Here is a 23713-nt window from a genome sequence, read left to right on the forward strand (position 1 = left end):
TAAAAAGAATATACTGAGATGAAAAAATTATTTCTATTAGATGCTTATGCCTTGATATTCAGGGGCTATTATGCTTTTATCAAGAACCCTCGTATCAACTCCAAGGGGATGAATACCTCGGCCATAGTGGGGTTTATGAACTCACTATTGGAGGTTATTCGCAAGGAGCAACCTCACCTCTTGGCGGTATGCTTTGATAAGGGAGGGAGTCAGCAGCGCACAGCTATTTATCCCGAATACAAGGCCAACCGAGAAGAGACGCCAGAGGCGATTCGCTTGGCCATTCCCTATATACATCAGATTCTGGAAGCTATGCGGATTCCTATCATAGAAAAGGAAGGTTATGAGGCGGATGATATTATAGGGACACTCTCCAAACAGGCTGAAAAACAGGGCTATACCGTGTATATGGTAACTCCAGATAAGGACTATAGCCAGCTGGTCTCTCCTCATATTTTTATGTATAAGCCTGCCCGTGGAGGCAATGAGGTAGAGATATGGGGGGTAGAAGAAGTCAAGGAGAATTTTCAAGTAGAATACCCTGAGCAGGTGATAGACCTCTTGGGGATGATGGGTGATGCGGTGGATAATATCCCTGGCCTACCAGGGGTAGGAGAGAAGACAGCCCAAAAGCTCCTTAAGGAATTTGGTTCTTTGGAAAACCTCTTGGCCAATACCGATAAGCTCAAGGGTAAGCTCCGAGAGAATATAGAGGCGAATAAGGAAAAAGGGTTGCTTTCTAAAACCCTTGCACGTATTCTCTTGGATGTGCCTGTTACCTTTGACGAAAAGGATTTCGAACTTTCTGCACCTCAGATGGATAAGATCAAGCCTATCTTTGAAGAATTGGAGTTCCGTACTATGCTCGCTACCTTACAAAAGGCTTTCGGAGTGGCACCTGCTGCCCAGCCTGATTTGTTTTCTTTGGCGGGACTTTCCTCGCCTGTGGTTACCCAGCCCATGTTTGCCGAGGCAGTACCCACTCAAAAGCTCAAAACGATTAAGGAAGTACCGCACCAATACCAACTACTCACCACTCAGGCGGAGGTAGAAGCTTTGCTACCTGAGCTTTTGGTACAAAAAGAGGTATGTTTTGATACAGAAACGACCTCTTTAAACGAGTTGGAAGCGAAAATTGTTGGTTTAGCGCTTTCATGGGAGGTGCATAAGGGCTATTATATCCTCTTTCCAGAAGATTTTGACTTGGCAGGGCAATGGCTTTCGGTGCTGAAACCCTTTTTTGAATCCACAACGATTCTCAAGATAGGTCAAAACCTTAAGTATGACCTGAAAGTATTGACCAATTACGGAATTGAAGTTCGTGGGCAGCTCTTTGATACCATGATTGCCCACTATCTGCTCAATCCAGATATGCGTCATAACATGGATTTGCTCTCGGAGGCTTATCTGGGATATACCCCTATTGCCATAGATACCCTCATTGGCAAAAAAGGGAAGGGACAGCTGACCATGCGTGCCGTACCCGCTGAATTGCAAAAAGAGTACGCGGTAGAGGATACCGATGTTACCCTCCAGCTCAAGCATGCCTTCCTTCCACTATTGGAAAAAGACCAGATGGTCAAGCTCTTTACCGAGGTAGAAGCACCCTTGGTGAAAGTGTTGGCACAAATGGAGTATGAGGGGATTCGCTTAGATACCCATTTCTTAGGGGAACTCTCCAAAGAAATCAATACCGATCTGATAGCGCTACAGACAACCATCTTTGACCAAGCAGAGGAATCCTTTAACCTCTCTTCACCTAAACAGTTGGGGGATATACTCTTTGAAAAACTGAAATTGCTCTCCAAGCCTAAGAAGACCAAGACAGGACAATATGCGACCTCCGAGGAGGTACTCTCTCAGTTGGCCTCTGAGCACCCTATTGTAGCCAATGTATTGGAATTTAGAGCCTTGCAGAAGCTCCAAAGCACTTATATAGAAGCCCTCCCTCGTGAGGTGAATCCGCGTACAGGGCGGGTACATACGACCTTTATGCAGGCGGTAACAGCCACAGGTAGGCTCAGCAGTAACCAACCCAATTTGCAGAATATCCCTATTCGTACCCCGCGAGGTAGCCAGATTCGCAAGGCTTTCGTTCCTCGCAATGAGGACTATACCCTGCTCTCGGCCGACTATTCTCAGATAGAATTGCGTATCATCGCTGCCCTGAGTGAGGAAGACCACATGATAGAGGCGTTCCTTCAGGGACAGGATATCCATCGCTCCACGGCGGCGAAGGTTTTCGCAGTGCCCATAGAAGAGGTCACCAAGGAGCAGCGTAGCCATGCCAAAACGGTCAACTTTGGGATTATCTATGGGGTATCGGCCATTGGACTGAGCCAACAAACCTCTCTTACTCGTAGCCAAAGCAAGGAGCTTATTGATACCTATTACCAAACCTACCCCAAGCTCAAGGGATATATAGAAAAACAGATAGCTTTTGCTCGTGAGCATGGTTATGTAGAGACCATCTTAGGGCGTCGTCGCTACTTGCCCGATGTGTATTCGCGCAATCAGGTAGTCAGAGGTGCTGCCGAACGCAATGCGGTAAATGCTCCTATACAAGGAAGTGCTGCCGATATTATCAAAATAGCCATGGTGCGTATAGCTCAGCGCCTTGAAAAGGAAAAATTGGCTACCCGCATGCTCCTACAAGTACATGACGAATTGCTTTTTGATGTACCTAAACCCGAATTAGAAGTGGTAACCCCACTTATCAGGGAGGAAATGCAGCAGGCTTACAAGCTTTCCGTTCCTCTTATCGTGGAGATAGGAACAGGAAACAATTGGTTAGAAGCACACTAAATAATGACTAACGACTAATGACTAACGACTAATGACTAATGATTAATGATGAACAGACCAATCCGTTGTTAAGAATGTCGCTTGCAGAACTATGGCAACTATTTCCCATCATTCTTTCACCTTATAACCCACATTGGAAAGCATGGTTTGAGGAAGAAAAAACATTTCTTTTGCAAAGATTACCTTCTGATAAAGTGTTTAGGATAAGTCATATAGGTAGCACTGCCATTGGTGAAATATGGGCAAAACCAATTATAGATATACTTGTAGAAGTGGAACACACTGCTTCACTTCTACAGATAAAAGAGATACTTCTTCAGGCAGGTTATCTTTGTATGAATGAGTCTCCTACAAGACTCTCTTTTAACAAAGGATATACTTTGCAAGGGTTTTCGGATAAGGTATTTCACCTACATTTGCGCTATTGGGGAGATAATGATGAGTTGTATTTTCGGGACTATTTGCAGGAGCATTTGTTAGTGGCAAGACAATATGAGACACTTAAGATTTCCTTGTGGAAACCTTATGAACATGATAGGGATGCTTATACAGCTCATAAGACTGATTTCATAACAAAATACACACAGATAGCCAAAGAACTCTATAAAGGACGTTATGAGGTTGTTTAAACTTTTCGAAAGTTAGTAATTTTGTGTTTGTGAGAATTCAGTAACTTTGGGCAAAGATACAATAAATCATTGGATTATTCCCTTTTTAAGTGTAGAAAATTTAATAAAGGAGTGTAACCAGATGTTTATTTTCTTGATGTAACTTAAATTGGAATGCTCCTATAAGGGGTTTATCTCTAAATTCCTCAAAAATGGTTAAAAACGTTTATCGAAAAAATCAGGTATATAAGGAGTTTCGACATAAAAATATCGATAATCTTCAGGAATAAAGTTTTTATATACTTGGTTTAAAAATGTTTCTTTAGTCTCTATTTGAGAGAATAGCATTTTGGAACAAAGTAAGAAAACACAAAATATTAGTCTGCTCATAGCTATATTGTTAATAGATTGCTTATCTTTATAAAAAACTGATTATCAGGTTTATAGACTTTGTCAAAGTTTTGGAACTTTGACGAAGTGTAGTGACTCAATACCATTAGATTATTAAGATATTTTTCTATAAACTTCATACCCTCTCCTCCAAATATTATTTTCTTTTATGTAAACATACCCAACACTATAAAAGAAAGAATGAAAAACTAAATACACTTTATTATCTTCAAAGAAAATAGGTTCTGAAAAACTATAGCACTCTTGTTTTTCTGGCTTATAAAAAAGCTCATAGCATTTATTATAAACCCTACCTTCTTCTCTATCTCTTCGTTTTTTACTCCAATACCATTTTACAGTTACAATATAGGTGCCAGGAGATTTAAATCGTTCCTCATCTCTCATTTTTTTTCTAGTATGAATAAAATGATTAATAGTAGAAGAAAAAGGTAATAAACTATCTTGAGAGCATTTTCTTGCTCTTTTTTCTAACATTTGGAAATTCCACGAAGGAATTATGGAATCTTTTTTTCTCTTTTCTATAGCATGTATTATTTTTTTATAATCATCTATTTGAGAAAGGGTGAGTTCTCCAAGAAGAAAATCAGAAGATGGAGTTTTAGGTATAAAGGGTTCTTCTAAATAAAAAAATTGATAATTTTCAGGAATAAAGTCCTTATAAATTTGGTTTAAAAATGCTTCTTTAGTCTCTATTTGAGAGAATAGCATTTTGGAACAAAGTAAGAAAACACAAAATATTAGTCTGCTCATAGCTATATTGTTTTAAAAAGTTCTATACAATCATTTTTAATAGCGAAGCTGTTTAAACTTTTTCCTATAATAAAGTAAAAGTTCCCGAAAATTAGTAAATTTGTGTTTGAAAAAAAGAACACCAAAATTCAGGAACTTTGGGCAAAGATACAATAAATCATTGGATTATTCCCTTTTTTAAGTGTAGAAAATTTAATAAAGGAGTGCAACCAGATGTTTATTTTCTTGATGTAACTTGAAATAGAATGTTCCTATTAGATTTTATCTCCAAGTTTTTCAAAAAATTTATGCCCAAAAACATTGACCCAAATACTTCATTTCAAAAAAAATAGTATCTTTGCAAAAAAATAGAAGATTATGAGTACTTTTAATAAAACTCTTTCCTTATTACAAGACCTTATAAAACAAAGTGGGGGCAAACCCATTCATTTTGGCAATGAAACCTATTGTTTTTCTCGACAAAGTGAGGTTACTCCTGAACAACTTATGCTCTTTGAACAACAATATAACGTTCGCCTACCTGAGGACTTCAAAACTTTCCTCCTTACCTTGGGGGCTTGCACTCTTTTTGAGGACGAAAGAGGTTTTTCCGACCAGTTCTATGCACCTGATCAATGGGAGAGCTATGCTAAAGAGGTCTTCGAGGGGACAGGTGTCTATTTATTCCCTCATATCCTTTTAGTCTGCTATCCCAATGTAGGTCATCAGGCAGGATTTGTATTGGGCGAAGAAGATCAGTTTGGTATTTTTTATTCTGATGTTCCTCCTGAGGAATGGGAAGAGGATACAGAGCTTATGCCTTTCTCTCAGTGGCTTGAAGAAGAAATGGAAATCTGTAAGGGGTAAAAAAAAATATTTTGCTATTTAAAATAACAGCATTATCTTTGTGGGCATAAAGGAGAATTTTATGAAGTATTCAGAGTTGGAAAAAATACTACGGGAAGCTGGTTGTTATGATACAGACAAACAGGCTAATGGGCATCCTGTATGGTATAGTCCTATTACAAATAAAAAATTCAGATTAAGTAATCATAAAAGTAAAGAAGTGGCTACAGGAACTCTTAGTAGTATTTTGAAAGCCGCTGGAATAAAAAAATAAAAACAAATATTATGAACAAAGTAAAAGCATTTATTGAAAAAACAGCAGATGGCACCTATAGTGTATATATAGATTTGGAAGATGATACACTTAACTATGGAATTATAGGAGAGGGAGATACGGTAGAGGAGGCTATAGAAGATTTTAAACTTTCTTATGCAGATATGAAAACCTTGTATGAAGAAGAAGGAAAAGAGTTTCAGGAGGCTACTTTTGAGTTTCTATACGACCTGCCATCGTTCTTACAGCATTATTCTCATATACTTAGTTTTGCAGGTCTTGAACGACTTACAGGTGTTAATCAAGCGCAATTGAGCCAATATGTACAAGGATATCGCAAACCAAGCACTAAAACTGTAGAAAAAATACAAAATCATCTACAAGCATTTGGTAAAGAATTACAACAATTACAATTCGCTTGATGAAAATATTTCTCAAAACTTTAAAATACCTCGGTTATAGCATAGCAGGTTTTGTTGCCTTTCTGTTGCTTTATTTGCTTTCAGCAGCGGTACTCTCTCGTATTGCCGTCAATACGGAAGAAGTCTCGCATGGGGAAGAGACCATTTGGCTGCTGTCCAATGGAGCACATACCGATATTGTGATGCCTGTAAAGAATGCTTTCTTTGATTGGCAAACAATTGTCAGTGAGCAAGATACACGAGGCAAAGGCCAAAGTCGCTATATCGCTTTAGGCTGGGGTTGCAGGAAATTCTACTTGGAAACACCCACTTGGGCAGACCTGAAACTGACTACTGCCTTTCAGGCGGTTACAGGGCAAGGGGGTACCCTGATGCATGCTACTTTTTATAATGAAATTCCTACCGATGAGCAATCAGTATCGCTCTCGCTTAGTGCCGCCCAGTATAGGCAGTTGGTGACCCATATTGCACAAACCTTTGTGTTACAAGAGGGTAGGGGCGTGCTGGTGCCTACCGATGCGGTCTATGGTGATACCGATGCCTTTTATGAGGCCAAGGGGCACTATCAGCTGTTTTTCACCTGCAATACTTGGACGAATAAGATGCTCAAAACCAGTGGCATACGTGCTTGTGTATGGACACCTTTTGCCTCTGGAGTGATGCGAAATTATCAAGGAAAAAATTAACACATTAATCATTAATCATTAATCATTAATTTCGTATTTTTGCTCCTTGGTTTTTTATAGTCTTTATTCCCTGTGAATTCGTCTTATTTCAAGCAATCTTTTTATATTTTAGCCTTGGCGACCCTTATATTTGTAGGGTTAAAGCCGTATTTGCCTACACGTATTTTCCCAGAAGGGACTTCCTCTACTCATATAGTTGTGGATAGCCTGATGCTGGAGGCACTTGCGGGTAAGGATATAGACGAGGTTTTGGACAATAAACCTCAGGATAGTCTTATTGCCAAGAAGGTAGATACACTTTCTCCACAAGTAGCGGATCAACTCACCCCTTTCTTTGAGAAACTACAACACTTAGAACGTACTGGGAAGGGACATATACGTATTGGCTATTTTGGGGACTCTATGACCGATGGAGACTTTATCGTACAGGACTTACGAGCGCTTTTCCAAATGAATTTCGGAGGGAATGGGATCGGCTTCTTGCCTATTACTTCAGAGTCGGCTGCCTCCAGAGGGAGTGTGCGACATACCTATTCAGGTAACTGGAAACGAGAATCTTATGTGAATGTAAAGCACCCTACCCGTCCTTTTGGGGTTGCAGGGCAAGTCTTCTTTGTCAAGGGATCTCCCGCCTGGGTCGAATACTATGCTTCTCAGCAAGCACATATCTCTCAACTATATACCCCTACCTTGTTTTATGGAAAGTCAGCTAATCATGATGCTTATGTGGAAATACGTTACCCAGGGGACACAACACGTGTGGTAAAGCCGCTGACAACAGATAAATTGCTCAATACGATTACTCTAGCCGAGGGTAATGTAAAGGGGGTACGTATCAATTTCTTTAAGGCGGATTCTATTCCTATCTATGGGGTCAACTCTGCGGATTTCAGTGGGGTACATGTGGATAACTTCTCCAGTAGAGGGAATTCGGGTTTGCCTCTTTCGTTGTTTAACACGGCACTGATGCGGGACTTTGATACAGCCTTAGGTACTTATGACCTTATTGTACTACACTTTGGGGCTAATGTGCTCAACTATGGTTCTTTAGATTACAGTTGGTATCAGAAGGGAATGGCCAAGGTAGTGGAACAGTTGCGTACCTGCTTTCCCAAAGCCTCTTTTCTGATTATCTCCACAGCCGATAAGTCCTCTAAGTATGGCACCGAGATGAAAACAGATACAGCAGTGGTGCCGCTTTCCTTAGCACAACAGGCCTATGCGGCAGATACTCAAGCAGGTTTTATCAATCTCTATGAGCTAATGGGAGGGGAAGGCTCCATGCTCAAATGGGTAAAGGCTAACCCTCCTTTGGCAGGAAAAGACTATACTCACTTTAATGCGCGAGGAACCAAAAAGGTTGCCCAACTCCTCTACCGAGAGCTGATGAAGCGCTACTTAGGTTACAAAAATCCTAAAGCCACTCCAGAGGAGTTAGAACAACAAATAGAAAGTTCCAAGGATAGCCTCTTACATAGAAATACTATTATGGACTTTTATAATGACAAATGACAAATGACAAATATCATTAACAATTAACAATTGATAATTAACAATTAATTAATGACTTCATCAGGAAAGATAGAACTGATGGCTCCTGCGGGGAGCTTTGAATCTTTACAAGCAGCCTTGGACAATGGGGCTGATTCAGTATATTTTGGAGTGGAGCAGCTCAATATGAGAGCACGCTCCAGTATCAACTTTACTTTGGACGACTTACAGGAAATCTCCCATCGTTGTAAGCAAAAGAATGTACGCACTTATCTGACGCTCAATACGATCATCTATGATCATGACCTTTCTATTATCAAAACCTTGTTGGATAAGGCAAAGCAGGCCGACATTACTGCGGTGATTGCCATGGATCAGGCCGTGATCGCCTATGCCCGACAAATAGGAATGGAGGTGCATATCTCCACCCAGATCAATATTACCAATATAGAAACGGTCAAGTTCTATGCGCTTTTTGCCGATACTATGGTCATGAGCCGAGAACTCTCTCTCCGTCAGATTAAGAAAATCTGCGAACAGGTAGAGCGAGACCAAGTCAAAGGCCCATCGGGCAACTTGGTTGAGATAGAGATCTTTGGCCACGGGGCACTCTGTATGGCGGTCTCAGGTAAGTGCTACCTAAGCCTGCACTCGCATAACTCCTCGGCTAATAGGGGGGCATGTAAGCAGAACTGTCGTAAGAAATACACCGTTATAGACCAAGAGAGTGGCTTTGAGATAGAGTTGGACAACGAATATATGATGTCCCCCAAAGACCTCTGCACTTTGGACTTCCTTGACCAAGTAATAGATACAGGGGCTAAGGTGCTCAAGATAGAAGGTCGCGGACGTGCACCTGAATATGTAGCTACTGTGATTCGCACCTATAGAGAAGCGATAGATGCCTATTATGCAAGTACTTATACTAAAGAGAAAGTAGCGGTATGGATGGAGGCTTTGGCTACTGTCTATAACCGAGGCTTCTGGGGGGGCTATTACCTTGGCCAAAAATTAGGCGAATGGAGCGGAGCACCAGGATCCCAAGCCACTCAGAAAAAGGTATATATAGGTAAGGCTATGCACTTTTTCCCGAAGACAAGTATTTCCGAGTTTAAGATAGAGGCCTTCGATATCAAGCGAGGAGACAAACTCCTTATCACTGGCCCTACCACAGGCGTACAAGAGCTGGTCTTGGAGGATATGTATGTGAATGATGTGTTAGCCGATAATGCTAAAAAGGGTGATTCCTGCACCTTCTTTACCGATTTCCGTACCCGTCCTTCGGATAAGTTGTATAAGATTGTAAAAGCATAGTAGGGGCGAATGGCAATTCGCCCTTACATGGAGGTATCGCCCATATAGAGAAGCGCCACCCACATAGAACATTAATCATTTTTTATATGAAGAGATTTTTAAAAGTAGCCCTGTTTTTCAGTGTGATTGTACTTCACGCACAGCAGGGGGGGATGTGGATTCCTTCGCTTTTGGAAGGAATGAATGCCAAGGAGATGAAGACCTTGGGCATGAAGATGTCGGTCACAGACATCTATAGCGTGAATAAGTCAAGTCTTAAGGATGCGGCACCTCACTTCAATGGAGGGTGCTCTTCGGAGATCATCTCCGATCGTGGCCTACTGCTGACCAATCACCACTGTGGGTATGGGCAGATTCAGGCACATTCTACCCTCCAAAACGACTATTTGGAACATGGTTTTTGGGCAAAGAACCTCTCTGAGGAGCTGCCTAACAAGGACCTTAAAGTAACCTTTATCGTTCGTATAGAAGATGTAACCCAGCAAGTACTCAAGGGAACAGAACAACTCAATGAAACAGAGAAAGCCCAGCGTATAGAACAGAATATCGCTCAGGTAATTAAGGATGCCCCCAAAGAGGCTTGGCAAGAGGGGAGTGTAAAGGCTTTCTATTATGGGAATCAATATATTCTCTTTATCACAGAGACTTTCAAGGATGTTCGCTTGGTAGGGGCACCACCTTCTTCTATTGGTAAGTTTGGTTCAGATACTGATAACTGGGTGTGGCCACGCCATACAGGGGATTTTTCCCTCTTCCGTGTCTATGCCGATAAGAACAATCACCCTGCGGAGTACTCTTTAGACAATGTACCCTATAGACCTAAGCACTTTTTCCCTGTTTCTCTCAAGGGTGTGAAGGAGGGTGATTTCGTGATGGTCTTCGGCTATCCTGGTACCACCCAAGAGTATTTGCCAGCGGTAGCAGTGGAGCAGATCCAAAATGTGATCAACCCTGCCAGAATAGGCATTCGTGATGTAGCCCTGAAGGTACAAGACGAATATATGCGTAAGGATCAGGTAATTAAGATTAAATACGCAGCCAAGTTCGCCCGCGTGGCCAACTATTGGAAAAAATGGATAGGGGAGACTAAAGGACTAAAGAAGTCTGATGCTGTAGCTCTCAAAAGGCAACAAGAGGAGAAATTTACCCAAATGTTGCAAAAGGCAAACAAACAAGCTCAGTATGGCCAGTTGCTCCCTCAGTTTGCCGCCCTTTACAAGGAGATAGAACCCTATAACTTGGCCTATAACCTCTATAGTGAGTTGATGTTCCGCAATGTAGATCTGCTTTCCAATGCCTTCCGCTTACTACAACTCCAGCAAGTGCTGGAAAGCAAGGGCGAACAGTCCTTTGAGAGTAGGAAAGAAAACTTGCTCAAGACCTTCCAGTCTGTTTTTAAGGACAATGACAAGCAGGTAGATAAAGCTGTATTTGAAAAAGTGATTGCTTTCTATGCGGCAAACATGCCTAAGCAATTGCTTGTTGGTAGTTTGCAAAACTTTGATGCAAAACAGCTTACGGAAAAGCTCTATAGTGACTCCTTTGTAACCTCTTATGAAGGGATCGCCAAGGTACTCGCCCTTCCTGCCGATGCATATAAGCAGGCCTTAAAGAATGATTTGGCAGTACAGTTTGTCATGGAGCTTGCTCAGATGAATGACAGCCAAGTATATCCCGCATATCAGCGTTTGGACACTCAGATTCAGGCACTCCAACGCACTTATATGAAAGCTATTTTGGAGTTGTCCAAGCCTTCTGATAGGATTTTCCCTGATGCTAATAGTACCCTAAGAGTTACTTATGGAAAAGTAGCAGGCTATGTCCCTGCCGATGGGGTTACCTACAGTGCGACTACCACTTTGGATGGGGTAATGGAGAAGTATGTACCAGGGGATTATGAGTTTGATGTGCCTGCACGGCTTCGCGAACTGTATGCTAAAAAAGATTACGGACGTTATGGAACAAAGGACGGAAAGATGCCGCTTTGTTTCCTTTCCACTTGCCACACGACAGGAGGTAATTCAGGTAGTCCCGCTATTGATGCTCATGGAAACCTTATTGGGTTAAACTTTGACCGTGTATGGGAAGGCACTATGAGTGATATTCACTATGATCCTAAGATTTGTCGTAATATCATGGTAGATATGCGCTATGTACTCTTTGTGATAGACAAGTATGCCGGTGCAGGTTATTTAGTAGATGAAATGAAACTTGTAAAATAAAGTTTTTTCATTATATTTGTTTATTTAATTGTTATTTTTTCGCCTTGAAAAATCTTTATTTAATAGTAAATAGAAGTTTTCAAGGCGATTTTTCTTAAATTCTGAAGACTTATGTTGGGCTTTGTATTCATTTTCGTTATTCTTATAGCATCGTTAGCTATAATTTTCTATACAGGTGTTTATTTGTATAAGCGAAATGTTCCTTTTTGGCAGTATCCTATAGCACTATTATATGTGTTATGGCTTTTGTTTTTCTTGTTTTTTGGTTCGCTTTTCTCTGCTGAATATACCGAAGCTATAGACCCTATAGATGATAACTATACCTTTATTTCGGGACAGTATAGGCTTACTTTTCTAACCTTTTTTCTTTTGTATCATTTAGCACTTTGGACGCTTTGGACACGTAGAGCTAAGTTGCCCCCACTGCCTTTGGTACTTTGCTTATGCTTTCTCTATATAGGGATTGCTATCAATATAGCGATTGCCAGCCAGCTCTTAGGGGAGAATCACCGCGAAGAAGAATTGGCCTCGTTTCCTATATTCAGTAGCCTGATAGCCATATTGGTTATAGGTCGTACCCTTATGGCCGTCAGGGAAGAACTCTCTGTCAAAACCTTTAAAAACCACTGGCTCAATAAGCTCAATCTGCTCCTTTCTTCCCGATTTACGGTGCTTACTTGGTCGGTTCTCTTGGTCTTTCCTATCTTTGTACTTTTGACCCTCTTGCTGATGATTTTTGGCCAAGACTATGATGCGGTAGTCAAAGGCTTTACTGAGACAACTGAATGGAAGTTTTCCCAACATGATCACCCTCCTTATTTAGATCATAGGGGGCACTACCTCTGTACAGTGGCCGCTTGTGGCTCTCCGAGTCTGGTCAAGCCATTGCGTTGGGGCAAGCGAGGGGGCAGGCCTATTATTGTGAATCGTCAGCTACAGATTGCCAATGCTTTTGAAGAGCTTATCGCTGATTTCTCCCCTAAGCTGCACCATTTCCTACGTACCAATTATGATAAGTATGGGTATAACCTCTCCCAAAAAATAAAGACTCCCGCAGCATCTAATATTACTTATCTGCTGATGAAGCCTTTAGAGTGGTTCTTTTTGCTTTGCTTATATACTTTTTGTCTGTCCCCAGAGCGAAAAATAGAAAAACAGTATCAGTTTTGAGCTTTTCACTTTATAAAACTTGCTATGCCTTCTACCAATTCTCCAGAGATAGGTAGGTCAGGATTTAGATAAGATAGCTGGTTTTCTTCCAATGTCTTTACTTTTTTTAGTACATGGTTCATACCTTCTATAAGAAGAAGTTGTGCCTTAGGCTGAGCTTCTTTGAGTAGTTGTGCCTCCTTGTCTTCCACTTGCAAATCATTGGTACCCTGAACGATGAGGATAGGTATTTGTAGTTTAGCGATTTCTTTGGCAGGTTCATATTTGAACCAAGAAATCAAATAAGGTTGGACACTTTTTCTAAAGACAGGCGCCAGATAGGGAGAAATATTATCCACGAGTTCCCCTTTTCTTAACTGGCTGATGATTTTCTGACTTTCCTCCTTGAGTTGTGGAGCATTTTTACCTATCTGTTCTTCTATCAGTGTAGCGCTGCTATTGCCTGCTCCTGAGATAGAAACAAACTTAGAGACTACTACCTTTTGAGCAACAAGAAGCCCTACCAGTGCACCTTCCGAGTGTCCTATAAGGATGATTTTCTTATACTTATCTTTAAAATGATTTACAACTAAAAGCGCATCATTCACCTCATCTTCAAAGGTCATTTTCTCTTCCTGTACAGTAGCTTTATTTATTTGTGCAATAACACGTTTGTCATAACGAAAAGTTGCAATACCCTTCTGAGCCAATCCTTCTGCAAGATATTTTAGAGAATTATTCTTGAATTGAGCTTGATTCCCATCGCGGTCAGTAGGTCCCGAACCTGCTATCAATATCGCCAAAGGAGGCTGATTCTCTCCATTAGGAGAGAGTAAAGTACCCTGCACTTCTGGGTCTATACTCACTTGCAGACTATCATAATTTTTTTCTTGTGAGAAAGCCTCTAAAGAGATGAAAAATAATAAGATAAACCATTTCATGATATATGTATTTTTAGATTATTCTTTACTTTTCGCGCCCTTAAGAAAGAAGACGATCATACAGAGGAGCAGTAGCCAGATATAAAAGCTCTGAGCAATCATGCTACTATAATTGACATCGGTGCCTAAGAGCTTGATAAGAAGGAGTACCTGTGCCCCATAGGGGATGATTCCTTGTACAACACAAGAAGAAATATCCAAGATAGAGGCTGTTTGTATAGGAGAAATCTTATATTCCTCACTGATTTTCTTTGCTACAGGGGCGCTGATGACAATCGCTACGGTGTTGTTGGCTACAGCCGCATCAATTAGGGCAACTAAGAAACCAATGCCGAAGAAAGCACGCCCTTTGTTGTTGATAAACTTTCCTATCTTTTGGGTTAGGAACGAAATACCTCCCTCTCTTTCTATCAGATAAGCCAAACCACCCGTAAAAAGGAATACTAAGAAGATATCGTTCATAGAGGCAAAACCATCAAAGACGGTTTTACAATAGCCTAAGAGGTCAAAACTACCATACCAAAAGCCTAAAAGCCCCGAAATAAGGGTGCCAATAAGGAAAGTAACATATACATTAAGCCCTGCGATGGCCAAGACGATCACAGTGATATAGGGGAGTAAGTTCACCCATTGGATAGGAGCATCTCCCTGACTGAGCGAATGCCCGCTGGGGTGAATAGAAACACCTATAATAATGAGCGTCAATACCGTAAGTACAGAAGCAGGCAAGGCTATTTTCCCATTCATACGAAACTTATCCTTCATCTCACAGCCCTGTGATTGGGTAGCGGCAATGGTCGTATCGGAGATAAAAGAGAGATTGTCGCCAAACATAGCCCCCCCTAAGAGCGAACCTGCAATAAGCTCCACATTCACATTGGGCAAGCTCACAAAACCCGCCGCAATAGGAGCCAAACTCACCACTGCCCCCACCGAAGTACCAGAGGCAAAAGAGAGAAAAGAGGCAATGACAAAGACCCCAGCATATAAGTATTGCAATGAAAGGTAGTTCTTGGTGATTTCTACAAAGGTATCGGTAGCACCTATGCTCTTGGTAACCACACTGAAGGCTCCTGAGAACAAGGCAATCAGGCACATCATCAAGATACTCGGATTGCCACAACCTCGGATAAAGCCATTGACATTCTCATTGATACCATTGCGATGAAAGATAAAGAAAGCTGCCACAATCCCTATCAACACTGCAATAGGTGCAGGAAACTCATAGAAACTACCATACTGCACACCGCTCCATAAGAAGATCGCTACAAAGATGATCAGAGGCAGAAGGGCGATACCATTTGCTTTTTTTGGTTCTAAAGACATCGTAAAAAGATTTTATAGAATAAAGTGCAAAGGTAGAAAAAATAATTAGAACATAACGCAAATTTGCGAATTATTTTTTAAGTGGTAGTAATAAATCGCTTTCCGTTTCTATAGGAGTATCTGTATATTCGAGTCTCCATCCCATGGAGTGGGTGAGAATTAGCAGTTTGGAGAGTTCTGTAAGGAGGCGATTTTGAGCATTGCTTCGAAAGGAAGATTGGTCTATCTTTTTGGTAATAAGGTCGGTAACACGCTTTTGAATCTTGTTATGGTCTTCGGCAGTAAAGGGGTTAAAGGAACTTTCCTCTAAGTTGTAGTATTGCACCTTAGGATATATCTTGAGTTCTGCCTCGGGAATATACAAAAGGCGTACTACCTTGTTGGCCTCATCTATCTCATAACGGAGCTGGTGTAGGTCATAGGCGATTGTAGCCTCAGCATTGACCACAACGAGTGCTTTTTTGTCAAAAGATACCCAGTTGTTGAAGTATTTTTTAGCATCTTGGTAGGTCATGACCTCCGAGAAATAGCCTTCGGTAACTACCAATTTGCCTACATTTTTGATTTCTTGAGCAATGAGAGCACTATTTTCGGTAAGTACACTTTCGTCTTTTTCCTTTTTAAAGAAATATTGTAGTACAAACACAGCAATAATGCCTATCACTAAGCCTAATAATAGTTTTTTCATGGGTTATAATCGGTTAAAAACGTCAGAATAATTTTCTCTTTGATTTCGAATTCCTATTACACGTATAGTATTTCCAACAATAATATAGAATATTGCAAAATGAAATCTTGGAGTCAAAGATATTCTTATTTCTCCATCAATCCTACGGTGTATAAGAGGAGTAGATTTTAGTTTTACTAAATATTCATCAATCTCATCAAAAACTTCAAAGCCTAATCCTTCTTTTTTGCTATTATACCAATCAATTACATTTATCCACTCTTGATTAGCTAAAGAAGATAGAATAACATTATACTCTTCCATATTTTTTATAAACTATTTTTCGTGCTTCTTCCAAAGAAATACCTGTTTCGGGATGAGTTTCTAGCTCCTCATTACGTCTGTGTAGTTCTTTTTTGTAGTCTTCAGGGATAAAAAAAGAGATTTGTTCTTCAACAATTTGAAAATTGAGTCTTTCAAGGGCAATTCTAGCATCTTCTAAGCTAATTCCTTTAGGAGGTTTGATAGTAAGAGTTTCCATGATTTTGATATGATAATATATTCCTTAAATTGATATGACCACAAAAAATGTGCCAATATATCAGTTAGCACAATTTGTCACTTGTTATATGTCATTGGTTACGAATCTTCGCCTCTACCATTTTTATTTTCTCTTGAAGGCTTGTGAGAAACTTTTGGTGTTTTTCCCCCTCGGGGTTAAAAGGACGATGCGCCAAAGCCCGCTGGATAGCTGCCACTTCCTGCATAAGAGACTGAGCGGAGGGGGTAAAGAATGCCTCAGTGAAGCGTTCCCATACATACTGTACTGCTTGTTCTGTGGGGTGTAGCATATCCTCTTTGTAGAAGCGATAATCCCGAAGCTCGTCCATCAGGATCTCATAAGAGGGGAAGTAAAAGAGATCTTCCGCCTTCTTGGGGGAGCTTGTCCCCAAAAGCTCATGGATTGCACAGATAAGTAAGGACTTACTAAGCAGATTCTCTTGTGCTCCGTCTTTGAGATGTCGTACTGGGGATACGGTAAAAATAACCTTGATATTTGGCTGTTGCTCCCGAACCAACTGTACAATGTGCTCTAAAGAAGTCTTTATCACAGGCAAAGAGAGTAACTGTTTCTTAAAGAGCGTTTGGGGCTGTTTGTGACAATTGGCCACTATATTCCCTGAGGGTAAGTGTTCATACACCCAAGCCGTTCCTAAGGTTACTACCAAAAAAGAAGTCTTAGCAAGCGCCTTTTGTAGGGAGGCAATCTGCTGATTGAGTTGGTCTAAGAGAGAGGGGAGTGAGGTATTAGCCCATTGGGAATGCAAGTCAAAGGACAGCCATAGGTCGTCCTGTAGAAAGAAATCGGCCTTAGTAAAGGGTTGTCCAAGGCATGTTCGCTCTAGGCTGCGCTCAATTGCCAAGGGATGAAAGAGTGTACCGAAGGGATGTGCAAAAGATGGTAATTTGTAATAGTCAAACTTCTCTTGTAGATGCGCTGCAAAACACGAACCCATACTCACCACAGGGGTTGTATAGGAAAGTTGATTAGCTTCAGCCACTGGAGGAATAGTTATTTTAGTGATGAGTTCCATGATGCAAATTTACCAATGAGTTAATGAATTGATTAGTATAGACAAGAGGCCATCTAAAAGGACGGCCTCTTGTGTTGGGTAAGAATTTTATGTATTAAGGGCGAGTAGCAAATATGAGTCGTTTTCCTCGGCTATCTCCTGAAGCCTCCATGTTCTTAAGGGCTTCTATATAATTTAGGTTAAGCCCCTTATAGGTATTAGGATAGTTAATCCTTTCGGGAATACCTGTTACATCGGTTGCTGAAGGGTCCTTTAAAAAGACATAGTAAGAAGGATTGGAAGCAGGGAGATTGGCTCTTACACGTTCCCCTACATTTATCAAAGTCTTAGGATAGCCTGTGCGACGATATTCAGCCCATGCCTCATCGGGGTTCATATATAGGGAAATATACTTTTGGGTGAGTACACGTTCCTTTTTAGCTTCTTCTGTAAGGCTACTTATGTCAGCAATAGTGTAACCTGCTTTTCTTGTTGAGCTTACACCCCATCTGTCGAAAGAGGCCTCTACCGCTTTCTTATACATATCATTATCCCAATCCCTAATTTCAGAGAGAATAAAGTATACTTCTGAGTAATCCATTAGGACAATAGGAGCCGTAGCTTTTAGTACCTCTTGGGAGAAAAGAGAAACTTCTTCTCCAGCTTTGTATTGGTTGGCAGCTTCGCTACCTTCTTGCATACCATAAGGCATACCTACATAGGCAAGGGTATCAATATCAGCAGATTCATCAATCGTATATCCACTATTTATAGTCCATTTGTCGGTTCCTTTGGGGGCAAAGTATTTTTCCATACGAGGATCCACTCCAAAATTGAGGCCTCTAGTATTAGCCTTCTTATTTGTTCCTGAAAGGAGTTTTATAAAGTTGGATGATGGCAGGTAGTCTACACGGTTTCCTACAAAATAATCGTAATACATAGGGGCAGGATAGGTGTAATTATTCTCAGAGATCAGTTCTGCACTCTTGAAGTTAGCATCTAAGAGTTCATCGTCATGTCCTTGTTTATAGTAAGTGATAATAGTTCTTACTTTTTCAGCTAAAGGAGCACCCAAGACAGCATCTGTAGCTCCTTTGAGGTGATTGGCAATACGCAAACGTAAGGAGTTAGCAAACTTTTTCAAGTTGGTAGGGGTGCCAAAAATCACATCTCCTGAAGAGAATACATAGGTATCGTTTTCTATTTGTGCAGTAGCCGCTTCTAATTCCTTGAGAATGTCTAAATAGACATCCTTTTGTGGGGCAAATACAGGGGTTACATACTTATCTGTCTGTAAGGCTTGGAACTTAGGATTGTCCTGATCTCCGTAGGAATAATAAGGTATATCCCCAAAAGCTTGTACTCCAAGGCTAAAGACATAAGCGAGCATAATACGGGCTGCTGCTATTTGGTTGTTGTTCTTTCCATAGACGGAAACCAAATCTTTTGTTTCAGGATTGGTGTTTAGGTTGATAATCTCTTTGTATCCTATACCACGTCCATACATCTGGTAATAAATGGTACTTCCTCCGTCAGGGTCAAGTAGATAGCGGCTTTCCTTGGTATAGATAGGTTGGGAGGCATATTGCATCCAGGTAAGGGATTGTTTCCCCATATTGTCATATCCTCTGAGATTATACATAAGTGCTTGATTATTACCATTGAACAAGGCATAGGTAAGATAATCTTCTGGCACATTCGGATTCTTGTTAATCTCCCCAAAATCCTTGGTACAACTTCCTAGTAGCAGAGTTGTACCTAATATGGCAGTTATTATATTTTTTTTCATTGTTAGGCTAATTTAATTTGTTTATAATTTTAATCCTACACTAAGGGCAAAACTTCTGGTAGTAGGCAAGGAAGAGTTCCCCATACCTTGGTTATAGATAGCACTTTCAGGATCCATACCATCCCATGCCAAGGCGCCTGTCCAGAGGTTGTAACCTGAAAGGGTAAAGTTCAAGCCTTTGATATGTTTGGTTTCAGGTAGTGGAACTTCATAAGAGAGAGATACACTACGAAGTTTTAAGAAAGTAGCATCGAATATAGCTTGCGCGTCTATTCCTTTGTAGAAAGTACTACCATATTCCTTAGGGCTAATCGCTTTGGTATTCTTTACTCCTGTAGATACGATAGTGCCGTCACTTTCTACACGTGCAACAACTCCGTCGAGTACCACCCCTTTTTGTCCATTAGGCCCATTGGCATCACGCTCTCTCATACCATTGGCCACAGTTTCTCGTATACTACCTGCATACATACCCAAGGCGTAAGCTCCTGCATAGTAGCTTCCTCCATGTTGGTAGTCAAAGGTAAAGGAGAGACTGAAGTTTCCATAGGTAAAGGTGTTGGTAAGACCTGTGGTAAATTCTGGGTTGATGTTGCCCAAAACTTCTTTGTCTTTTGAACGAAGATAGAATCCATTCTCATCTACCAAGCGGTTTCCTGCATCATCATATACATAATTACCACCATACATTTCACCGAAAGGACGGCCTTCTATGGCGTATAACTCTACGTTTGCATAGTAGTCCCAAGTAACTTTGTAACGGCTCAAACCTGGGGCTAACTTGATGAGTTTGTTTCTGTTTCTTGAAATATTCCAATCTAGATACCAAGCAAATTTGTCGGTTTGTATAGGAGTTGCAGAAAGGGTAACTTCAAATCCCTTATTGGACATTTCCCCGCTGTTTACCTTCTTGTAAGTATATCCGTTGGAGGCATCCACAGGCATGGAGAGGATAAGGTCTTTGGAGAGAATGTCATAGTAAGAGAAGCCTAAAGAAAGGCGACTGTTAAAGAACTGAAGGTCAATACCCGCCTCTTTGGTTTCCTTAATTTCAGGACGGAGATCTGGATTTTTCTTCTCGGTAGGAACTAAATAGTATTGAGATCCTCTAAAAGACTGATAAACATCTGGATAGGTCTTAAGGACATAGGCAGAAGCATCGTTTCCTACTTGTGCCCAGCCTGCTCTGAGCTTACCATAGCTAAACCAAGAAGGTAAGTTCTTGAAAGAATTGGTAAATACATAAGAGAAAGTTACTGAAGGGTAGAAGATAGGTACTGATACGGTAGAGAACCAGTCATTGCGCCCTGTAACTTCTACGAAAGCAGTGCCTTTGTAGCCGAAAGAAGCCATACCATATACACTATTGGTACGTGTCCATGAGGAGTAAGTATATCCTCTTGGTCTTTCCTTACTATTGTCAACAGAATAGAAGTCAGGCACGATAAGTCCTCCTTGAGTAGCAGCTCCCGCATAAGCATATTTGTTTTGGGCGCGTGAAAGACCTATAAATCCTGTTAAGGAAAAGTTTTCTCCAAGATTTGGATTATAGTGTAGGCGTGTTTCGTAGTTGAAAGCAGCATTCTCATACATATATCTTTGGTATTGAGAAGTATCGTGAGAGCCTACAGCTGTTCTTGATTCAGTCATAAGGGAGTAGATATCACCATACATCTTTCCTACCAAGAAAAGGTTATCGGTGAAGTTGTAGGTAAGCCCAATATTTCCGAAAAAGCGATGACGCTTGTCGTTTTGAGTAATTTCGTTGAGCATCCAATAGAGGTTGTCAGCGAAGTTAGGCTTAGGATCTTCCCAACTAATTCTATTCCAAGTGCGTTGGGAGCCATCAGGAGCCTTATAGAAGCGCTCTAGATTTCTCATATCCAATTGGCGGTGTGTATATCCATAGATTACGGTAGAGAAACCACCATTATCATTGGCATCGGCATAGGTATAGTTTGGATTGTCACGTGTAGTGATAGAATAGTTTAGACCACCTTCTGCTTTGAGTTTGCTTGATAAATCAGAAGTAAAGCTAAAGGCCAAGTTGCTACGTTCAAGCTTAGTGGTAGGTACGATTCCTGAGGTTGAAGTGTTCCCCAAGGAGAAACGCAAGTTGGTTCCTGATACAGATCGTGTGATAGAAAGAGAGTTATTAGTAGTGACCCCTGTACGGAAGAACTGATCTACGTCATGCTTAGGAGCTTGCCAAGGTACAGGTTTTAGATAGTGTTCGGAGAGATATTTTTGATCAAAAGCATACCAAGGTAGGTAAGGAGTACCATCATACTTAGGCCCCCAGCTTTCGTCAACATCGTATTGGGGAAGGTTATAAATAGTACCATTGATATTCTGTTTGACAAAGTCCAAGCTGGAACCTCCACCATATTCGTTCTGCAATTTTGGAGCAATGTAGGCATTGTCAAAACTTACAGAAGAGTTGATGTCTATATTGGTTTTTCCTCCTTTTCCGGATTTAGTGGTATAGAGGATCACCCCATTACCTCCACGGCTTCCGTAGAGAGCCGTAGCAGCTCCACCAGTAAGGACGGTTACAGACTCTATATCGTCCTTGTTGATTTCGGAAGAAACATCTCCATATTTACTTCCTAAATCCACCATAGGTACCCCATCAATAACGATGAGCGGTTGGCTACTTCCTGTAACACTACCCTTACCACGGAGTTCCATTTTGGAGCCTTGCATACCTCCTGCGGAAGCAGCGGTAAGTCCTGCGGTTTTTCCTTTGAGGTCTTCTCCTCCTTCCAGTGTAGTGTCGGTATAACCTGTGGCATTGGCATCACGCTCTACCCCAAGGGCACCTACCTTTTTAGCATCTTCGGTAAGGAGTGCGAGCACTACATCAATGGTTGTTTCGAGGCCTACTTTCCTCTCTACATTTTGGTAACCCTGAGCGGTGAATTGTAGGGTTTCTTCCCCTTGTGCCTCAATGGCATACATACCCTCAGTGTTTGTGGTTGCATTGCGGCTAGTACCTACCACAAGTACGGTAGCACCTGCCACTGGTTTTCCTGCACTATCCTTTACGCTCCCTGTAACGGTCTGTTGTGCGAAGGTAAGCGTAGAGGTGAGGAGGAATACCCATAAGAATAGATTCCTAAGTCTCATATCTCTAATAAATAGTTAGATTAATAACCCAAAGATACAATTTTTTCTTTAAACAACAATATGTCTCATTTAAAAAATAAAAAAATCAGGTATAATGGACAAAAATGTTGCTTTTTTTGGGTATATAGCTTCTAATGGACAAAAGTGTTGCTCTTTTTTAGACAGGTATTTGGATAATACAAAAAACTACCTTACCTTTGCCCTATCTGTATAAACGGAAATAGGCTCTGCTGGGGAGCAACCTATCAGGGATAATACAGATGCTATACAAAATGTTAATATGAGGGAGCTTGTAATAAGGCTCCCTATTTTTTTAATATTTTGGCAGCCCTATGCCTTTAAAAACCCATCAATAAATTTCTTTTTCCTTTCCAAAGACAAACCATTATGATTCCTTAGTTTATTCTTTAAGTCCGCAAAATGACCATCTATTGCATTCGTTGTATTGGGAATATTTAGTTCTATTTTATTATACCAAGTAAAGAGCCATGATAAGTTGTTTTTCAAACTTCTATAGGCGCTTCTTAGCTTTTTATGTGTATAATGTGTTCTGCCTGTCAATGGATTAATACTTCTCTCTTTGAGAAAATCTCCCCATTTTTCATGCCATAATCCCAAAATTCCTTCAAATGATTCTTTGTCTGTATTAGTCAATAAATTCACTACTTTTATTAGTTCTTGCGCAGCAGGGAGTTTAGGATTCTTGGTTAAATATCTGACAATAATTGCCTTTTGATGGAATTGACACATTTGAACAGGAATATCATTAAAAGACTGTAATAGTCCTTTTCTTCCATCGCAAACAATTGCTATAACTTCAAAACCTTTGCTTATAAGTTCTTGAATTCCTTTTATATACAAAGCATTCGTTTCATTTTTCACATAGTACTTTAGAAGGTTCTCTTTAGTTATTGCATCTTTAAAAAGCATAACGCCAAACTCTCTTCCCCAATAAGTTGTATCCATCAGAACGATCACCTTTCGGGCTGTTTTAAGCTGTTTCTTGACAGAATAATTATCTAACTTTCTTTGGATTGTTCTTATAGAACACCTATATTTTTCAGCTAATTGAGCATAAGTCTGTTTACCTTTGACATACTCTTCCCAAAGTAAATCTTCATCTATATTCAATTGCCTCTTGGCTAAAAAAGTCTTTCCACAGGCATAACACTTGTATCGTTGAACACCCTCTTTAGTGCCATTTTTCTTAGTTATTTTGCTGCCACAGTAAAAGCAAATTTTTTATTCATCTTTTCAAATAGCTGCAAAGGTAGATAAAATAAGGGATTGAAGAACTTTCGAGCAACATTTTTGTCCATTAAGCCAAAAA

General features: G+C 40.6%; 20 protein-coding genes. 10 read left to right on the top strand and 10 right to left on the bottom strand.

Features of this window, described 5'->3' with window-relative positions:
* Window positions 1-18: 18 nt before the first annotated feature.
* Window positions 19-2805, top strand: coding sequence for a DNA polymerase I (gene polA, locus HMPREF1154_RS08535; RefSeq protein ID WP_009642157.1), 2787 nt, complete (start codon window positions 19-21; stop codon window positions 2803-2805).
* 38 nt (window positions 2806-2843) lie between these two features.
* Entirely contained in the window at window positions 2844-3434 is a 591-nt protein-coding gene (locus tag HMPREF1154_RS08540; protein WP_009642168.1) for a GrpB family protein, read from the top strand.
* Window positions 3435-3917: 483 nt separating this feature from the next.
* On the opposite strand, the gene HMPREF1154_RS08545 is transcribed toward HMPREF1154_RS08540, so the two are convergent.
* Window positions 3918-4574 (bottom strand): hypothetical protein, encoded by a 657-nt coding sequence (locus HMPREF1154_RS08545; protein WP_157231265.1) that lies wholly within the window; start codon window positions 4572-4574, stop codon window positions 3918-3920.
* A gap of 357 nt (window positions 4575-4931) precedes the next feature.
* Here HMPREF1154_RS08545 and HMPREF1154_RS08550 point away from each other — a divergent pair, with 357 nt between their 5' ends.
* The 8 genes from HMPREF1154_RS08550 to HMPREF1154_RS08585 all read left to right on the top strand — a co-directional run bounded on the left by HMPREF1154_RS08550 (window position 4932) and on the right by HMPREF1154_RS08585 (window position 12978).
* Window positions 4932-5420 (top strand): SMI1/KNR4 family protein, encoded by a 489-nt coding sequence (locus HMPREF1154_RS08550; protein WP_009642162.1) that lies wholly within the window; start codon window positions 4932-4934, stop codon window positions 5418-5420.
* A gap of 61 nt (window positions 5421-5481) precedes the next feature.
* On the top strand, window positions 5482-5673 hold the full coding sequence (locus HMPREF1154_RS08555) for a type II toxin-antitoxin system HicA family toxin (RefSeq protein WP_034567202.1): 192 nt from the start codon (window positions 5482-5484) through the stop codon (window positions 5671-5673).
* A gap of 11 nt (window positions 5674-5684) precedes the next feature.
* Window positions 5685-6095, top strand: coding sequence for a type II toxin-antitoxin system HicB family antitoxin (locus tag HMPREF1154_RS08560; protein WP_009642184.1), 411 nt, complete (start codon window positions 5685-5687; stop codon window positions 6093-6095).
* Window positions 6095-6781, top strand: a complete 687-nt coding sequence (locus HMPREF1154_RS08565; protein WP_009642192.1) for a TIGR02117 family protein — start codon at window positions 6095-6097, stop codon at window positions 6779-6781. The genes HMPREF1154_RS08560 and HMPREF1154_RS08565 overlap by 1 nt, the downstream gene beginning before the upstream one ends.
* 72 nt (window positions 6782-6853) lie before the next feature.
* Window positions 6854-8293 carry a membrane protein gene (locus HMPREF1154_RS08570; RefSeq protein WP_009642149.1) on the top strand — a complete coding sequence of 480 codons (1440 nt, stop codon included), beginning with the start codon at window positions 6854-6856 and terminating at the stop codon, window positions 8291-8293.
* 51 nt (window positions 8294-8344) lie between these two features.
* Window positions 8345-9586, top strand: coding sequence for a peptidase U32 family protein (locus HMPREF1154_RS08575; RefSeq protein WP_009642178.1), 1242 nt, complete (start codon window positions 8345-8347; stop codon window positions 9584-9586).
* Window positions 9587-9672: 86 nt separating this feature from the next.
* A complete protein-coding gene (locus tag HMPREF1154_RS08580; RefSeq protein WP_009642170.1) occupies window positions 9673-11808 on the top strand; it encodes a S46 family peptidase in 2136 nt (711 codons plus the stop codon).
* Between the two features lie 111 nt (window positions 11809-11919).
* Complete coding sequence (locus HMPREF1154_RS08585; RefSeq protein ID WP_009642166.1) at window positions 11920-12978, top strand: DUF6688 domain-containing protein; 1059 nt, start codon at window positions 11920-11922, stop codon at window positions 12976-12978.
* Window positions 12979-12983: 5 nt separating this feature from the next.
* Here HMPREF1154_RS08585 and HMPREF1154_RS08590 read toward each other — a convergent pair whose 3' ends face one another.
* The 9 genes from HMPREF1154_RS08590 to HMPREF1154_RS08630 form a co-directional block, all read right to left on the bottom strand.
* Window positions 12984-13898 (bottom strand): alpha/beta hydrolase family protein, encoded by a 915-nt coding sequence (locus HMPREF1154_RS08590; protein WP_009642169.1) that lies wholly within the window; start codon window positions 13896-13898, stop codon window positions 12984-12986.
* Between the two features lie 18 nt (window positions 13899-13916).
* Window positions 13917-15224 carry a Na+/H+ antiporter NhaC family protein gene (locus HMPREF1154_RS08595; protein ID WP_009642202.1) on the bottom strand — a complete coding sequence of 436 codons (1308 nt, stop codon included), beginning with the start codon at window positions 15222-15224 and terminating at the stop codon, window positions 13917-13919.
* Window positions 15225-15294: 70 nt separating this feature from the next.
* Complete coding sequence (locus HMPREF1154_RS08600; protein ID WP_009642146.1) at window positions 15295-15912, bottom strand: DUF4230 domain-containing protein; 618 nt, start codon at window positions 15910-15912, stop codon at window positions 15295-15297.
* A 3-nt stretch (window positions 15913-15915) separates the two neighbouring features.
* Window positions 15916-16215 carry a type II toxin-antitoxin system RelE/ParE family toxin gene (locus HMPREF1154_RS08605; protein WP_034567193.1) on the bottom strand — a complete coding sequence of 100 codons (300 nt, stop codon included), beginning with the start codon at window positions 16213-16215 and terminating at the stop codon, window positions 15916-15918.
* The gene (locus HMPREF1154_RS08610; protein WP_009642200.1) at window positions 16202-16432 is read right to left on the bottom strand and encodes an addiction module protein; all 231 of its coding nucleotides are present in this window, start codon (window positions 16430-16432) and stop codon (window positions 16202-16204) included. The genes HMPREF1154_RS08605 and HMPREF1154_RS08610 overlap by 14 nt, the downstream gene beginning before the upstream one ends.
* 91 nt (window positions 16433-16523) lie before the next feature.
* Window positions 16524-17486 (bottom strand): GSCFA domain-containing protein, encoded by a 963-nt coding sequence (locus HMPREF1154_RS08615; RefSeq protein ID WP_009642180.1) that lies wholly within the window; start codon window positions 17484-17486, stop codon window positions 16524-16526.
* Between the two features lie 94 nt (window positions 17487-17580).
* The gene (locus tag HMPREF1154_RS08620; protein ID WP_009642154.1) at window positions 17581-19254 is read right to left on the bottom strand and encodes a SusD/RagB family nutrient-binding outer membrane lipoprotein; all 1674 of its coding nucleotides are present in this window, start codon (window positions 19252-19254) and stop codon (window positions 17581-17583) included.
* A gap of 21 nt (window positions 19255-19275) precedes the next feature.
* Window positions 19276-22383, bottom strand: a complete 3108-nt coding sequence (locus HMPREF1154_RS08625) for a SusC/RagA family TonB-linked outer membrane protein (protein WP_009642190.1) — start codon at window positions 22381-22383, stop codon at window positions 19276-19278.
* A gap of 330 nt (window positions 22384-22713) precedes the next feature.
* Window positions 22714-23514, bottom strand: coding sequence for an IS256 family transposase, variant Zn-binding type (locus HMPREF1154_RS08630; RefSeq protein ID WP_009641149.1), 801 nt, complete (start codon window positions 23512-23514; stop codon window positions 22714-22716).
* Window positions 23515-23713 lie beyond the last annotated feature (199 nt).

Source organism: Capnocytophaga sp. CM59, from assembly GCF_000293175.1.
GTDB lineage: Bacteria > Bacteroidota > Bacteroidia > Flavobacteriales > Flavobacteriaceae > Capnocytophaga > Capnocytophaga granulosa.

Bases quoted from the DNA above. Each gene is read 5' to 3' on its own strand.
- polA (WP_009642157.1), top strand. From the start codon at position 19: ATGAAAAAATTATTTCTATTAGATGCTTATGCCTTGATATTCAGGGGC.
- HMPREF1154_RS08540 (WP_009642168.1), top strand. From the start codon at position 2,844: ATGATTAATGATGAACAGACCAATCCGTTGTTAAGAATGTCGCTTGCA.
- HMPREF1154_RS08545 (WP_157231265.1), bottom strand. From the start codon at position 4,574: ATGAGCAGACTAATATTTTGTGTTTTCTTACTTTGTTCCAAAATGCTA.
- HMPREF1154_RS08550 (WP_009642162.1), top strand. From the start codon at position 4,932: ATGAGTACTTTTAATAAAACTCTTTCCTTATTACAAGACCTTATAAAA.
- HMPREF1154_RS08555 (WP_034567202.1), top strand. From the start codon at position 5,482: ATGAAGTATTCAGAGTTGGAAAAAATACTACGGGAAGCTGGTTGTTAT.
- HMPREF1154_RS08560 (WP_009642184.1), top strand. From the start codon at position 5,685: ATGAACAAAGTAAAAGCATTTATTGAAAAAACAGCAGATGGCACCTAT.
- HMPREF1154_RS08565 (WP_009642192.1), top strand. From the start codon at position 6,095: ATGAAAATATTTCTCAAAACTTTAAAATACCTCGGTTATAGCATAGCA.
- HMPREF1154_RS08575 (WP_009642178.1), top strand. From the start codon at position 8,345: ATGACTTCATCAGGAAAGATAGAACTGATGGCTCCTGCGGGGAGCTTT.
- HMPREF1154_RS08580 (WP_009642170.1), top strand. From the start codon at position 9,673: ATGAAGAGATTTTTAAAAGTAGCCCTGTTTTTCAGTGTGATTGTACTT.
- HMPREF1154_RS08585 (WP_009642166.1), top strand. From the start codon at position 11,920: ATGTTGGGCTTTGTATTCATTTTCGTTATTCTTATAGCATCGTTAGCT.
- HMPREF1154_RS08590 (WP_009642169.1), bottom strand. From the start codon at position 13,898: ATGAAATGGTTTATCTTATTATTTTTCATCTCTTTAGAGGCTTTCTCA.
- HMPREF1154_RS08595 (WP_009642202.1), bottom strand. From the start codon at position 15,224: ATGTCTTTAGAACCAAAAAAAGCAAATGGTATCGCCCTTCTGCCTCTG.
- HMPREF1154_RS08600 (WP_009642146.1), bottom strand. From the start codon at position 15,912: ATGAAAAAACTATTATTAGGCTTAGTGATAGGCATTATTGCTGTGTTT.
- HMPREF1154_RS08605 (WP_034567193.1), bottom strand. From the start codon at position 16,215: ATGGAAGAGTATAATGTTATTCTATCTTCTTTAGCTAATCAAGAGTGG.
- HMPREF1154_RS08610 (WP_009642200.1), bottom strand. From the start codon at position 16,432: ATGGAAACTCTTACTATCAAACCTCCTAAAGGAATTAGCTTAGAAGAT.
- HMPREF1154_RS08615 (WP_009642180.1), bottom strand. From the start codon at position 17,486: ATGGAACTCATCACTAAAATAACTATTCCTCCAGTGGCTGAAGCTAAT.
- HMPREF1154_RS08620 (WP_009642154.1), bottom strand. From the start codon at position 19,254: ATGAAAAAAAATATAATAACTGCCATATTAGGTACAACTCTGCTACTA.
- HMPREF1154_RS08625 (WP_009642190.1), bottom strand. From the start codon at position 22,383: ATGAGACTTAGGAATCTATTCTTATGGGTATTCCTCCTCACCTCTACG.